This window comes from Lysinibacillus sp. EB271-A1-10B, from assembly GCF_058791335.1.
On the sequence record NZ_JBYTDL010000001.1, the window covers coordinates 370,706 to 385,779 of the forward strand.

The 15,074-nt window shown below is 31.2% G+C and carries 12 protein-coding genes and 3 pseudogenes; 3 read left to right on the forward strand and 12 right to left on the reverse strand.

Annotated elements, in window-relative coordinates:
- Positions 1–115: 115 nt before the first annotated feature.
- The 8 genes and pseudogenes from AC3WSK_RS01770 to AC3WSK_RS01805 all read right to left on the reverse strand — a co-directional run bounded on the left by AC3WSK_RS01770 (position 116) and on the right by AC3WSK_RS01805 (position 6,512).
- Entirely contained in the window at positions 116–910 is a 795-nt protein-coding gene (locus tag AC3WSK_RS01770; protein WP_492411576.1) for an ABC transporter permease, read from the reverse strand.
- The gene (locus tag AC3WSK_RS01775; protein WP_079559726.1) at positions 903–1,670 is read right to left on the reverse strand and encodes an ABC transporter ATP-binding protein; all 768 of its coding nucleotides are present in this window, start codon (positions 1,668–1,670) and stop codon (positions 903–905) included. The genes AC3WSK_RS01770 and AC3WSK_RS01775 overlap by 8 nt, the downstream gene beginning before the upstream one ends.
- A 1-nt stretch (position 1,671) precedes the next feature.
- Positions 1,672–2,133, reverse strand: a pseudogene (locus AC3WSK_RS01780) (ABC transporter substrate-binding protein); the annotation flags it as partial.
- A 400-nt stretch (positions 2,134–2,533) separates the two neighbouring features.
- On the reverse strand, positions 2,534–2,866 hold the full coding sequence (locus AC3WSK_RS01785; protein WP_427482071.1) for a hypothetical protein: 333 nt from the start codon (positions 2,864–2,866) through the stop codon (positions 2,534–2,536).
- A gap of 289 nt (positions 2,867–3,155) precedes the next feature.
- Positions 3,156–4,748: a recombinase family protein gene (locus AC3WSK_RS01790; RefSeq protein ID WP_492411579.1), complete on the reverse strand. Its 1,593-nt coding sequence runs from the start codon at positions 4,746–4,748 to the stop codon at positions 3,156–3,158.
- 38 nt (positions 4,749–4,786) lie between these two features.
- Positions 4,787–4,990, reverse strand: a complete 204-nt coding sequence (locus AC3WSK_RS01795; protein WP_427482067.1) for a hypothetical protein — start codon at positions 4,988–4,990, stop codon at positions 4,787–4,789.
- A gap of 281 nt (positions 4,991–5,271) precedes the next feature.
- Positions 5,272–6,120 (reverse strand): recombinase family protein, encoded by an 849-nt coding sequence (locus tag AC3WSK_RS01800; RefSeq protein WP_427482064.1) that lies wholly within the window; start codon positions 6,118–6,120, stop codon positions 5,272–5,274.
- Between the two features lie 236 nt (positions 6,121–6,356).
- On the reverse strand, positions 6,357–6,512 hold the full coding sequence (locus tag AC3WSK_RS01805) for a hypothetical protein (RefSeq protein ID WP_427482062.1): 156 nt from the start codon (positions 6,510–6,512) through the stop codon (positions 6,357–6,359).
- A 687-nt stretch (positions 6,513–7,199) separates the two neighbouring features.
- Between AC3WSK_RS01805 and AC3WSK_RS01810 the strand changes: the two genes are divergently transcribed.
- The 3 genes and pseudogenes from AC3WSK_RS01810 to AC3WSK_RS01820 form a co-directional block, all read left to right on the forward strand.
- Positions 7,200–8,198 carry a transposase gene (locus AC3WSK_RS01810; RefSeq protein ID WP_492411582.1) on the forward strand — a complete coding sequence of 333 codons (999 nt, stop codon included), beginning with the start codon at positions 7,200–7,202 and terminating at the stop codon, positions 8,196–8,198.
- A pseudogene (gene istB, locus AC3WSK_RS01815) lies at positions 8,191–8,941 on the forward strand (IS21-like element helper ATPase IstB). The gene AC3WSK_RS01810 and the pseudogene istB overlap by 8 nt, the downstream one beginning before the upstream one ends.
- Positions 8,942–9,000: 59 nt before the next feature.
- Positions 9,001–9,379, forward strand: a pseudogene (locus AC3WSK_RS01820) (transposase); the annotation flags it as partial.
- A 42-nt stretch (positions 9,380–9,421) separates the two neighbouring features.
- Here AC3WSK_RS01820 and AC3WSK_RS01825 read toward each other — a convergent pair.
- Genes AC3WSK_RS01825 through AC3WSK_RS01840 form a run of 4 tightly spaced genes read right to left on the reverse strand, consistent with a single transcriptional unit; the run spans position 9,422 to position 15,073 of the window.
- Complete coding sequence (locus AC3WSK_RS01825; protein WP_427482058.1) at positions 9,422–10,447, reverse strand: class-II aminoacyl-tRNA synthetase family protein; 1,026 nt, start codon at positions 10,445–10,447, stop codon at positions 9,422–9,424.
- Positions 10,448–10,463: 16 nt separating this feature from the next.
- A complete protein-coding gene (locus AC3WSK_RS01830) occupies positions 10,464–11,078 on the reverse strand; it encodes a 4'-phosphopantetheinyl transferase family protein (protein WP_427482056.1) in 615 nt (204 codons plus the stop codon).
- Between the two features lie 5 nt (positions 11,079–11,083).
- Positions 11,084–13,522 carry a penicillin acylase family protein gene (locus tag AC3WSK_RS01835; protein WP_492411585.1) on the reverse strand — a complete coding sequence of 813 codons (2,439 nt, stop codon included), beginning with the start codon at positions 13,520–13,522 and terminating at the stop codon, positions 11,084–11,086.
- An 18-nt stretch (positions 13,523–13,540) separates the two neighbouring features.
- The gene (locus AC3WSK_RS01840; protein ID WP_427482052.1) at positions 13,541–15,073 is read right to left on the reverse strand and encodes a condensation domain-containing protein; all 1,533 of its coding nucleotides are present in this window, start codon (positions 15,071–15,073) and stop codon (positions 13,541–13,543) included.
- Between the last annotated feature and the right edge of the window lies 1 nt (position 15,074).

Below are 15,074 nucleotides of genomic sequence, written 5' to 3' on the forward strand. Positions count from 1 at the left end.
CAATTTTAACTTTTATCGGAATATTATCTCGTTTTATCGGAACAATTTCTGTTTTTATCGGAATATTATCAACACGAAGGAGGCGACTCATTATTTGAGACACCTCCTTTAACATTTAACCATTATTTTTTATAATCGCCTTCTCAATCAATTCGACAACCTGATACATAATCGTCGCAAAAAAGGCGATGATGAGAAGTGACATAAGCACAAGATTAAAATTAAACACCTGAAAACCATAAATAATTAAATAACCAAGCCCTTTTGAGGCAACTAAAAATTCACCAACTATGACACCTACCCAAGAAAGTCCTACATTTACTTTCAAAGTAGAAATAATCGTTGGGAAGGAAGCAGGTAAAATAACTTCTTTAAATATTTGCCATCTGGTTGCCCCAAAAGTTTGTAATACTTTGCTGTAGTTAGGATCAACCCCTTTAAAAGCCGTATAAACCACGATGGTTGTAATAATGATTGAAATCAAAGCGCCCATCGCTATAATAGAAAAATAACCAGGACCAAGGGCGACTATTAAAATGGGTCCTAAAGCAACTTTCGGCATAGCGTTTAAAATAACTAAATATGGATCTAGTACCTTTGACAGCATCGATGACCACCACAATACTGTTGCTATTAATGTACCCAGTAGTGTTCCAGCAATAAAGCCAATAATCGTTTCCATTAAAGTAACGCCAACGTGAAGTGTTAACGTACCATCGCCCACTTTTTCTACCAATGTTTGCCACACGCGCGTTGGAGAACTAAAAATTAAACGGTCAATCCACCCAACTCTTGATAGAAGCTCCCACCCACCGAAAAATACGAGTAAGATAATAAGCTGATATAATCGAACATAGCGCTTTTCTTTTTTTAACATTTGCTGATACTGTTTAAACATTGTATTATCCAAGACTCTCCAGCTCCTTCCAAATAATTTGGAATATGTCTGAATACGCTGGATGCTGTCGAACATCAAAAGGTGACAGCTCTTGTAACTCTGAAGGTATTTCAAATACTTTATGCACTGTACCCGGATTGGCAGAAAACAGAAATACCCGTTCACTCATCGCAATTGCTTCACCAATATCATGTGTCACAAGAATTGCAGTTTTTTGATAGGCCTTTAACGTTTCAACAACCAAATCCTCCAGTTTTAATTTAGACTGATAATCAAGTGCCGAAAATGGTTCATCTAGCAATAAAATTTTAGGGTCCACTGCTAAAGTTCTTGCAAGTGCTACACGTTGACGCATGCCACCAGATAACTCTCTCGGATAGTTGTTCCCTACATGCGGCAAACCAATTTCTTGCAAAAGTGCATTTGCAGTTACTTTATGAGTTTTATTACTTCGTTCCATGATTTTCAACCCAATAGTGACATTTTCTTCAATGGTCTTCCAAGGAAATAAATAATCTTGCTGGAGCATGTAGCCAATGAGAGACTGATTGTGTGTTGAAATTTCCTCACCATCAATGTATACCTTGCCCTCTGTAGACGAAAATAAGCCCGCAATAATTGATAATAACGTTGTTTTCCCACATCCGCTCGGTCCTATAAAAGAAACAAACTCACCCTCACGAATATCTAAATTGATATCACGTAAAACTTCTTTTGCCTGCGTTTTCGAAAAATAGCTATGGTGAATATTTTTTACTTTTAAAAATTCCATATTACTCAGCTGCCTTTTTAGCAAAGGTTGTATTTACAAGCTTTTCATAATCCACTTTTTGAGGAAGTTCACCCGCTTCTCCCATGATCGTTTGCAAGTTATCCCATTCCCCTTTATCCAAAATAGGATCTGTAGCATAGGAACCCTGTGATTTATAACGCTCTACCACTGTTTCGATTAATTCAATATCTACATTTTCAAAGTATGGCTGAATAATTTTCGCTATTTCTGCTGCACTCGATTTTTGCACAAAATCCTGTGCTCGCTTCAAGGCATTTGTGAAACCTTGAACTGTCTTCGCTTTGTCCTTTAAATAGCTGCTTTTCGCCATAAACGATGTATACGGCAATTGCCCAGATTCAGTACCAAACGAAGCGACAATATAGCCTTTACCTTCTTTCTCAAACATACTTGCTGTCGGCTCAAATAGTTGTACATAGTCCCCTGTTCCAGAAGCAAAGGCTAATGTTAACAAAAAACACTACTAAAAACGATAACTAACCGAAGTAATTTGCATTATTTGAGGAAAATACGTAATCACTTATAAACTTAACAAAAATGATTTGCTAATCAGTATGTTATAAATGTATTGAATTCGATTAGACTTTCTTCCTATTTAATAAAATGACTATTGATTTGTATTTTAATCAACAGCCCTAAATTTCGTTTTTACAGAAAAGTTTGAATGATTTCTCCCTATGTTGCTCCATAATCGCGCCCGTTTGTGGTATATACTTTTTGAGAAAAATTTCACCCATTTAATCTCACCATTTTTAATATCATAATTTAACTTTACAGTAAATTCGTGTTTCTTATAGAAATGTTCTAGTCTATTAATGTGATCCCAATCTCTGAAGACAATTTTAGATATGTGTAAAATTTTGTATCACAATCTCTTTCTGCAGATATTTCATTAAGAATGAACCATATCCATTATTCTTCTCACTGCCTTGAATATCTCCAATATGAACATATTTAAATTTTTTTCCAGACTTATAATGAAAATCTGAATAAACACTTGATAATATCCCAAAATTCCAATCTGGTCTAAACTTTTCTAGTTTGTTAAACATAATATACAATGATGATCCAGTATCCAGCTTATATAGTAAAATCCATTCATCTTTAATCTTTTCTAAACCAATTACCTTGCAACTCTTACCTCTAAAATAATCAATAAATTCTTTTAATACCAAAAAGTGTCCTTTAAGTTATCAACTTTCTCTTTAAGATTATCAATACTGTTAATATAATACTCATCTATTTTCTTTCTTCTAGTAAACATTCTCCACTAGCTTTCGTATTTTTCACAATATACTCACTAGTGGTATTAGATTATGAGTACTATCCTTATTAAAAGGTTTCTCCACAATCTGGCCCGATTGTGGCATAAGAAAAAATCCTGCATATCAACACAGGATTTTAATCAAAATCACAGAAGTACATTTGTTCCATAAAACCAAAATAATTATAAATCTAGATACTCTAATTAAACTTCCCTTCAAAATAATCGGACAACCATATATTCAGTTCAATTTCTATTTCATTTTTCCCTAAATAAACCTTATTAATTATTCTTGAGAGCATTGCTTTTTTTAGATCATCGTCTGCTTCATTAAATTTTTGCTCCCAATCTTCTAATTCATTTGCCAAGTAATTCACATCAGAATAGTTCTCTCTTTCTTTTTCTAATTCTGCTTTCAAAGAATTTAATTGTGATGACTTTTCTTCTATTTGCTTTTCAACTGCGTTAATCGCTCCTGATAACTGCTCAGCAGTAAAAGAACTTTCTCCGATTAAAGTTTTCCCAATTTCAAGGTTTAATTTTTCATGTTGCTTTGTTAAAGCTAAATACTCTTTTTCTAAGTTATGAACATTCCGTTCCTTTAGCTTTAGCAAATCCACTTTCATACTTTTGCTTGTATCAAGGAAAGAACTCATTTCAAATTGTGATAAGATAACTTTTATCTTATCAATAATTAGAGTATCGAATTTCTTTCCGCCCCAGATATTTTGTTGATGGTCACAATGTAATTTCCCTTTATTTAAAGGACATTTATATCGGTAAATTGTATTTTTATAATATCCCTCTTTATTGTTATATTTTGTTTTTCTATATAGATAATTAGGGGTTAATTTTGAACTACAATATTTGCAATATGCTAAACCAGAGAATAGTAATTTTCCTGTTCTCGGTATATTTGATTTGTCTTGTTCGGTAATTTTGCTATTCCTATTATTTCTTATTTGCTCAGCCTGACTAAATAACTCATCTGAAATAATTCTTAATTTTTCGTTATATGGTTGCGTACCACCAACAGCATTTTTATATCGCTTTAATCCAATGTAAATTGAATTTGATAATATTTTCTGTATAGTACTCACCGTAAAAACTTTACCTTCTCTATTTCGATATCCATTTTCATTTAAATAATCAACAATTTTTCGATAACCCATATGTTTGTTTACATATAACGTATATATCAACTTAATCATTTCAGATTCAGATTCATCTGGCACTAGTTCTTTAACTCGACGTTCTCTATTTTTCCAATGCTGCTCATCTGTTTCAACTATTTTGTAGCCAATCGGAGCAGAACCACCTTGAAAATAGCCTTGTTCACTTAGCTGCTTCTTTGCTTCCTTTACCCTAATTGAAGTCTTTTGACTTTCTCCATCCGATTGCCAAAAGCTTATATAGTTTAGAAGCTTATCAATATGAGACTCAATTTTTCTTTGGCCCTCTTTTACAGACCAAACCTCAATACCGTTCTGAATTAAAAAATTTACCATTACTGGTGTTTCATCTTCTCTACGACCTAAACGATCGAACATGAAAACCAATAAAACGTCAAATTCTTTATTTAATGCGCCTTCTTTTAGTATTGCCATTTCATCTCGTTCATTTACCGTTTTTCTCCAACCAGATACTCCTTTTTCATATAACTCATTTGTTATTATCCAATTTGGTTTATTTTTTACGAATTGATGACAAGAATTTTTTTGCATCGGTATATCATCATCTGTACTGACTTGTTGTTTCTTCGATACTCGAAAAAGACACCAAACTCGTTTCATTTTTACACACCCGTTTCTTTCGCCTTAATAAGAGATATTTATAATATCTCTAAAAAAAACGTTTTTAATGCATTTTTTGCTTCTTTTCTTTTTTCTTTATCTTTAGTAAATTTTAGATGTATTTTTACTTCGTTACCTGAAATATCCTTTAGGAAATCAAATTTATCGTCTGGTTTGTGTAAATACTTTACGCCACCTATGTTAATTTCACCCAACGTTTGGTGCTGACTTACTTCCTTCATAATAAATCACTCCGATGTTATGGGTTGTTAAAGTGTATTCGCTTTGAATTGATAATATTAGTTACTTATTATCAAAATCTTCTTATAACAACACCTAATTCCACACCTTTTTAGTTCTCTTTAAAAAGAAAAACCCCACAGAGAGATCTACACATTTGTGTAAACCTTCCATGGGGTTATCCCTTTGCGTTTATTCATTTTTTATACCTTTATATTTTAAGTCATTTAAGGAAATGTATTTTCTCAGGTTTAAATTTTCGGTTTTTTGACCATAAATAAATTTAAGGGTTCGGTTTTTTAACCATCGAGGAATTCCAAGATGGTTGAGAAACCGAATGATTATGCTCTAAACCGCTTGATATTAAGCGATTTAAGGAAAGCAGTTTTTGTAAGAATGTAATTACTACATTTCCTTTCGGTTTCCTAAGTAGCACCTGATAATGACTTTTTGATTCGTAATGCCCTGAATAAAAAGGATTTGTTAAGATTTTAATTATCTTGTCTGGATCTTTTAATCCTTTTCTTTTAATCATTAAATAATCAAGGAACTGTTCTTCATTTGTAACCTTACTGAAATCCGTGACTAATGATTCAATCAAACATTTCTGATCCTCATTAACAATGTAACGTGGTTTACTTGTCTCATAAGTAATTCGTTTATATCCAAAAATATTTGATGGATATTGCTTTCTCGCATCCGCAGTACGTATACTGATATTCTGGCCTTCCATCTGTGCAAACATCCCGTAAAAAGCTTCCAAAGCTAACTTTTTCTTAAATGGTGGCTCATTACTAGCTGTATAAATGACTTCGACATCATATTCAATAAAAATTTTTGTTATATCGACGAATTCGTAAAAATTTCTTGCCAACCTATCCCGTTTATAAGCAACTATTGTTTTAACTTTACCTTCTTTAATTAAACGAATTAGTTGCATTAAACTTGGTCTTTGAGCCATTTTTAATTTCGTAGCTGAAACATCGTGATCATCTAGTCTAATAATAAAATTTTCTTCTCCACTATATCCCATTGACTCAAGATACCGATTTGCAGCCGCTTCTTGTAATTCAAGATTTTGAGCAGCGGAACTCACTCGGCTATAAACAATAATCAAATTTTTTTCCTTCATGTAATAATCCTTTCGTAAATTTATTTTCTACTAATCAGTAAAGCTCGGAGTCTATAATCATTTTTGGCAACATGATCAAGAAGTCTTTTTTCAATAAATCTTCTAAACCATAATTCAGATTCGGATGATAATTCTTCAGAGTAACTTACTTTTACAACACGATATTGGTCGTTTATATAGTTCCCTCCAGTCTTATTTTTATAATCAATCTTGACTGGAAAGGAATTTTTTATACTTTATTTCTCATTCTTAATATTAATAGAATTTATTTCTTCAAAATGAAGTGATAATTGAACATCTTTTATTTCTTTCAATTTGTAGTTCAATCTTGGTTTAATAATGGTGCTTTTTTCATAACCTTTGATTTTTAACTTCTTCATTATTTTGTTCATGTTTTTGTTCCTGAAGGTGGATGAACAATTTGATAGTTGTTTTTGATATACCTAAGACTTCACAATGTACAAGACATTGCTGATACCAATTGGGGATATTGTGATAATGTTTGTCCTCCACTAAGAGGTACCTCCTTTCTAGTAAAGATAGGTGTTTATATAAATTAGTTGCTATTGACCTCAAGCGTTAATCATAATACTCAAAATCCTTAAAATAGCAATAGTTCAAAAGTACCTTTTTTTACACGAACCTAGTTAAACATTTATTGTATAATTTAATGGGATATATTTACTTTTCGGATTTTAATTAACCAGGAGTGTTTAAAAATCTAAAATATAAGGAGCATGCATAAATTGAAGAGAAATCTACTACATAGTGAAGAAAAAAATGAATTTGAATATGAGTAATCTAAAAAAGGTTTCAATCCTCAATGGGGGAAGTATTCACAGAAATTAGGTACACAGCCGATATCTTATGACATTGAAATTGGAGGAAGCGTGTATATCAAGAAAAAAATCTACTGAACAAAAAAAGATGATAAAGATTGTTTATTTTGATGAAATACAAAATGACTAATGGTAAAGAAATGAAGTTGTATTTTATCGGCTTTGTATTGGACCATTCTAGGCAAAAATATATGATTTGGCAACATCGCCCTTTTACTACGAAAGATACAATTCATTGTCATGAAAAAGCGTTTCAAATATTATGATGGTATTACGGAAGAGATTGTATATGATCAGGATAATTTAATCGCTGTTAGTGAAAATGCCGGAGACCTTATATTAACAAAGGAATTTCATCAGTATGTAAAGGAACGTAGATTCAACATCTATCTCTATCGTAAAGCAGACCCTGAGTCTAAAGGAAAAATTGAAAATGTCGTAAAGTACGTAAAAAATAACTTTGCGAAAAATCATGTCTATTCATCGCATGAGGATTGGAACGAAAAAGCTTGGAAATGGCTCGAACGGACAGGCAATTATAAAATACATAACACGACAAAAAAGAGACCTTTCGAAGTGTTTCTCCTCGAAAAGCAACACTTAAGAAAAGTCTCATCACCGCTTTCTATTATAGAAAGCAACCATACTGAAATTATAACAAGGAATGTGAACAAGGACAATACGGTTCGATATGCGTCCAATCGATACTCTATTCCTTTAGGTAATTATACGAAATATCCAGAAGTAAATCTATTGCTCCATGGGCAAATACTAAAGATTTTAGCGCCGTATACAGGAGAAATTCTTGCGGAGCATTCGATTAGCTTAGAAAAAGGAAAGCTAATTAAAAATGTAAATCATGGACGCGATCGCTCTACATCGCTCGATCAATTACAACGAAATGTGCTCATTTTATTTCCTTATGAAGGCGCAGAGCAATATATTCAAGATGTTTGTCATACATACGGTCGTTATCGACGTGACCGGCTGTTCCTTTTTAAAAAAGTCGCAACAGAAAGTCCAGAATGGATTTCTAGAGCAGTAGAAAAATGTATTCAAGAAAAATTGTATAGTGCTAATGAATTTCGTGATGTTGTCGCTTATTTTAAGCGTACGAAAACAGAACCCGGAATTGAAGCAGCTGTAGAGGTAGAACCTAAAACAGCCTGTAACAATAGCAGTACAAACAAGGGACTTACAAGAGTACATTCACCGTATGGGAGGCAAATAAATGAGTAAAAGTGTAGTAGATATTCAAAAAGCATTTAAACAATTACGATTAGTTGAAACAGCGGAGGGGCTTCCAGAGCTTCTTCGCGAAGCAGAACAAGTACCTTGGACTTATTTAGAGTTTTTAGAGGAGCTCACTACGTTAGAGTTAAGAAGACGTGAAGAAAAGAGTATTGAAAAACGCTTACATAGGCATGTTTTCCATATCATAAACCGTTGCATATGTTTCAGTTAGATGAGCAGACAGCGATTACAGTGGGTCAAATGAAGCAATTACAAGAATTTCAGTGGTTAGAGCAGAGCTATAACTTAATTCTCTTAGGACCACCTGGAGCCGGTAAAACTTTATTGGCAGTAGGCTTAGGTATTGAAGCAATTCAGAAAGGATTTCAAGTCTATTTCGTAACAATGGGAGAACTAATCCAGTTATTAAAAACAGAAGAATTTACGCATCGTTCGCAAATTCAGTTAAAATGTTTGCGGGCTTCGGATTTGGGCATTATAGATGATGTCATGTACATGGCTTTAAATCAACGTTAGGCGACGTTATTCTTTCAATTGATACATAAGATATACGAGCAAAGCTTGCTCATTTCAACATCAAACCGAGTCCTGAAGAATAGACGGAATTAGTAGGAAATCAAGGAATGATGACAGCGATTTTAGATCGACTGTTACACTGAGTAGAAGTTATTCATATGAACAATGAAAATCATCGATTAAAGCATCAGCAAAAGATATTTAACGAGTAAAAAGTGTTCATCGTTAATGGGCAAAAAATGTTCAATTTTGGTTGACGGTTACATTGGCTCAAACGTATTCACTTGTTTCAGAGATGTTGGAAAAGGCTTTAGGGAAGTTACCAGCGGAACATCAGCTACTGATGCATTCAGATCAAGGCTGGCATTTTCAGATGAAACAATATCGCCATGCCCTAAAAGAAAGAGGTATTGTACAAAGTATGTCACGCAACGGAAATTGTCACGATAATTCGGTGATGGAGAATTTTTTGGGGATTATGAAGTCTGAATTCCTTTAAAGAATTCGAAAGTGTCGAGCAGTTTAAAGAGGAACTAGAAAAATATATGAATTATTACAACACGAAACGTATCAAGGCAAAATTAATACTGAGTCCGGTACAATACCGAACTCAGTTTACCAAGCTGCCTAAAAGAAATAACCGTGTCTAACTTTTTGGGGTCACTTCAAAAAAGTGGGTGATTTCATTTTCCTCAGAATATTTCTTTATATTTAAATGACTTTGGAAGTTTTTCATCTCCATACGTTAATAAAAAAGCATAAACCCATCTTTCAATACCAAATGCATTGCATCCAGAAAAAGCAAGATTATCTAAAAGTTTTATGTTATATTTCGATGTAAAGAATTTTTCATGAATATTAAATGAAGCTACCGAAAAATCTTCCCCTTTTAATTCATAGATTAATTCATATTTAATTTCATTGTCTAACTGGTATTTTTTTTTGTTGTCTGAATTAAAAAATGGATCAGATGCTGTTTCAATCCTTCCTCTTAAACCAAGCAAGTTAAATAAATTCCAAACTCTATCCATTATACATTTTCTGGTTTCCTCTACTTCAAAAAAAGTACCGAAAGTCACAATTTCTGACATCGTAAAATAAGTTAGTCTATACTCTGAAATCAACTTTTTTTCTTCATTTCTGAGACACTTACCTAATGTTCCAACTAGTTTTTTGGATTTTAAATTAATATTTTCCAAATTTTTATAAGTATGGAAACAGGCAGCAGGCAAAACGGAATATTCAATAGTTTCTGAATGAGATGTATTTTTTATTTCCGTATAGTTATCAGGAAATTGTTGATTATACTTTATTTTTCTCAACTCTTTACTCCCTATAACATAAGGAATCTCAAGCAATTCTGCATTATAACATTTTTTAAGTTCCTCAAAAATATCTTTAAATTCATTATAAACATTTAAAGCATGACCTTTTAAGTAAACAACTCCATCTTCACTAAGATTGTACCCATAAAGTGAAACATCTCTTTTCACCATTTTATTAAAATCATTTTTATCAATCATCTTAATTTTTTGACTAGATATTATAGTATTCTCAACAATTGCGTCAACTTCACTGTCATTTAATGTCGGACTTGTAATCCATAAATTAAATCTTTCATCTATTTGAGCAACCATACCTTGCTTTTCTATTTCATTCTTAATTTTATCAGCAGTTTTTTTATCAATTGGATAGTTTATTGGGAATTTCTTATTCATCAGGCACATCTCCTTATCAAAAATTCAACTTTATGATATCTGGAATTTCAGGACTCTCTGCACATATACAAGCAATATAATTTCTTTCTGGGTAGAAAATATGTAAATAATTAGATTTATACATATAGACTTGCTCATTAATCTTAATAAATTCAGTCTCAAATAGATTTTCAGTTAATAATCCTTTTCCTACCTTCTTGCCATAGCTTTCTTTCAACACCCAGTTTAAGAAAAAATTAATTATTGGATTTTCTGAAAATTGTTGAGTGTTAAATTTATTTATTAAAGAATCTTCTTTTATTAGCTCAACATCTACTCCTACGTTTGTATCACATATTGAAACCATGATAATATTTCCAGAATGGCTTATATTAAAATTCTTCTCTTTTTTATTACCAATAATAATATAAGGCTTTTTCTTTCCATCCCTAATTAATTCTATTGATGAGTTCTTTCTATTATAAAGGTTTTTAACTATATAGGTTCCTAATAATGCTCTATTACGATCCTCAATTCTTTTATATTTATTTATGTATAAGCATTCTAATTTGCTCATATCGTCAATTAAATATTTGAATTTTTCAGATCTAAGTTCCTGGTCAGATAAATATAAATAATATATATTTTTCATTTTATTTATTCCTTTTTATAAAAATTCAATTCATAGACACTACTTTCTGGATATAAATTAATATATTCACCGTTAATCCACTTTTTAAAGTGATCACGGTAGTTTTTGGATAGTGGATGTGAAGACTGCCCTCCCGGGATAGATATTAGTCCTACCTTCTCACCTGGTATGGAAATAAAACGAACAGATGCTCCAAATCCTGGCCATGAAACATTAACAGTATTTTGACAACCTTCTAGTTCCCTAACTGGCATGTTAAAAACAGACCAGAATTCTTGATAATAAAAGCTTAAAATATTAAAAATAAAAGTTTTATTAGTCTTTCCCCATCTTAACGCCTTTTTACCATTCCACTTAAAATTACTTCTAAGTTGTTCATATGCTTCTTTACAAGTATCTATAATAAAGTCATCGAAGTCTTCTTTTTCTGTATAAATAAGTTCACAATTTTTCTCACTAAGTATTGCTCTTAGTGGGGTTTCAATGTTGTTCCATGCAAAAAGGAAATCTGGCTGAATTTCTTTAGCTTCACTTACCAGTGGCTCGATTACCTTTTTAACTAAATTTTCGTGAAATACAACGAGCATTGAAAAATATTGACTATTCTTTTGAACATTATTGTCCCACTTATCAAGCATGTGTAATATTTTTTTAGAGAAATCATCATTTTTCTTTGTCATACTTTCAAAAATTAAATCTCTATAATAAAAATAAAATTCACCATACGTATCATTTTGAATATTTTCCATGCTTTCACATTTTAGATTAGCCGATAATGGTTGCTCATTCCTTAGTAAGTTAGTAATTCGGTAAAAACGGTAACCATTAAAATAATTATTTCCTAATATATTCTTACTTTCACTTCCTATAATTCGATTATTTGCGGAAACTACATAATTTACAGTCGGATTAATAATTTCTGGTTTTTCTGAATCATGCAAATATACATTTCTTGATTTATATTCATCCCAATTGACCATTCCCAACAAATCTTTGTTAGTATTTTTCAGTATTTTCCCACATACAGTCCATCCAATATTTCCTTTATCGTCCCCTATTATTACATTCATTGGGGGACCCCCAAACTCTTTCATAACTTGAATACCTTCATCTACATCTTTAACTAGCATCATTTTATATATGGAAAAATTAATTGCTTTATAGTCTAATAAACTACCGAATTGTAATACATTTTTATCTAAAACTTTGTTGGCATTTACATTTCCGTATATTGTCTTTTTTATATTAATTTCAATAGTTTCACTATTTTTAACTTTAATAAGCTGTTTTTCATATTCAAATGGTTTCCACCCGTCTTCAGTCAGATAGCTATCTTCATTTTCATTAGACTCTAATTTTAAATATTCCATATTATCTCCGCAAAATCTGGTAAAACCCCAACTAAGATGATCAGACGAGCCGGCAATTATAGCTGGTAAGCCAGGCAAAATAATTCCACTCCCGCCTCCTTCAGGTAATTTTAAGTGAGCGCGATACCAAGTAATTGGAACTGAGAGAGGTAAATGCATGTCATTTGCAATTTTTGAAATATATTTCCCTTGCTTTGTTTTGTACCTTTTCCCCCAAGCGTTCGAACCAATAGGTAATATAAATTCCGGCATTGATTCTTTTATAGAAGGCTTATTTTTTAACCGTTTAATTAATGAAATAATTTGTTCTTTTGGAATCCCGTTAAATGCTCTATTAGCATTATTTAAATATTTATTATTAAAGCAATCGTCATCTTGAAGTAGAAAGTCAACAATATCCTTAGGAAGTATATTATTCATAACTTCTACCATTTTTTTGTCTTCTGGATCTAGCGTTAATTTTTTGAAAAAACCCAAAAAAACCGCTATGCTGTCAATAATCGTCCATCTTTCGGGGGTATAATCAAGTAATATAAACTCAAAACTATTTTTAATACTAACAGTTTCTAAATAATTATTAACACCATCGGTATAACTTTTTAACAGACTTAATTCCTCTTTATTAAGATGTTCAACTACTTTTGTTGCAATTTTTTTTAAATCTAATAATCTCATTTCTTTATCTTTGTCTATGAAGACTTTTCCTAAGATCTCTGCCAGTTCCCCATAACTTTCACGCCGTTGATAATCCATTTGAAATAAACGATCCCTCGCAGTTAAATAACCCAGAACAAAGGAACTATCCTCTAAACTTTCAGCTTTTATAGTAGGAACTCCATAAGAATCAAATTGGACATGAACATTTTCGAATAATCCATCTATTTCCATATTTTTAGTATTCTTTTTTGGCAAAGTTTTAATTAAAGTATATAAAACAAACAACACTTTTTTCTTCTGTAAAAAATAAATCAGAAGACTAAATTCAATAATAAGAGTTATAAAAAACAAGTTTGCAGATATTTTAAATATAATAGAGTTAGATATTAGTATAAGCAGCACTATTAGATACTTCATAATAAAAGACACCTCAATTTAGTTTAAATTCACTATATCTTCAGCAATTTCATTAAGAGTCAAATTAATATTGGTGCTGAATTTCGACAATAGTAATTCATACATTCGGATTAACTCATAAATATAGTTTTCGTCAAAATATTTCATTTGATAATCTAGACGAAATATAATTTTATTCTGATTATAATCAATATTCATCATTAATTTCATACCATTCGGAGAAATATAAGTGTTATTAAAAATTTTCTCATTTTCACTTTGAACTTCGAATTTAAAATCTTTAAACAAGAATCTTTTTTGATATGAAAAGTAAACATTACTATTATTAGGATTTTCTTTATAATTCCTTTCAGTAGCCCACTTGAATTTAATATCCGTCTGTTTAATTTGCTTTCCAATATCGTCAATTAAATCTCTTAATTTTGTATTTTCATCTAGCACAACGTTTACAGTACTCACACTAGAAATATTGCCCATTGTTCCTATTTCTACTGAACTATTTCTATTCAGTATTGGGAGAGATACTTGAAAGTTGTTAGTTTTAGTTTTTAAGGCTAAAAGCAAAGCAAATTGGCTAAATAAAATCTGGAAAAGCGTAGTACCTTTCATTTCTGGAGTATTTTGTAAAATCTTTAATTCCTCGATATTTAGTTCTCTAATTAATATTTTCCTCTGGAATTGATTGATGTGTTCTTTAATATTTTGAGGAAACTTTATTGGTTGACTCACCAAAGCAGCACTTGTAAGGGGAAGATTTTTCAAGGACTTGATTACATAGCTCTTATATTTAGGTGGGTCAATATCTATTTGAGGCAGTTCCGCATTTAAATACGCTTTATAAAACATAAATATTTCTTTTTCTAGCATTTGCAATGAATATCCATCAATAATAAGATGGTGAGCAACAATATTTAAGTAATACTCACTTTTATTTACACAAATTAAGTGAAAACGTATAAAAAATGCATTTGATTCTAAATTAAAAGGTTGATGTAAATCTGATTCTACCTGTTTTTTTAATTCTGTCATATCCTTCACTTCGGTGATTCTTAGAGGTAAATATTTAAATTCATTAATTATTTGGGTTCTTGATTTAAAATTAAATGATGCTCTTAATGCATCATGGCGTTTCAACACATTATTAATACTTTTTTCAAGAAACTCTGATTCTATTATCCCTTTTATCCCTAAAACATCAAAAAGGTGATTAAAATGCATTTTAGGCACCATATCTTCAAAATCCATAAGCGCTTCTTGAGTAGGAAGAAGAGGGATATTTTTAGAGTTTAAATTATCTTCGTCATTCTCTTGGTAATTTAAACTACTCTTATTGGACTTAATTAAATTTAATAAATTTCTTGGGGTAGTGTTTTCAAGAAAATCCCCTAAAGATATTTCAGTATCAAAGTGAGAATTTATATAATGTATTAATTCTACTGCTAACATTGAATCTCCACCGATTTCATAAAAATCAGTGTCAGGAGTAAGTTTTAAATCCTTTTGGTTTAAAATTCTACATATTATTTCATAAATATTGATATAGTTATCCATT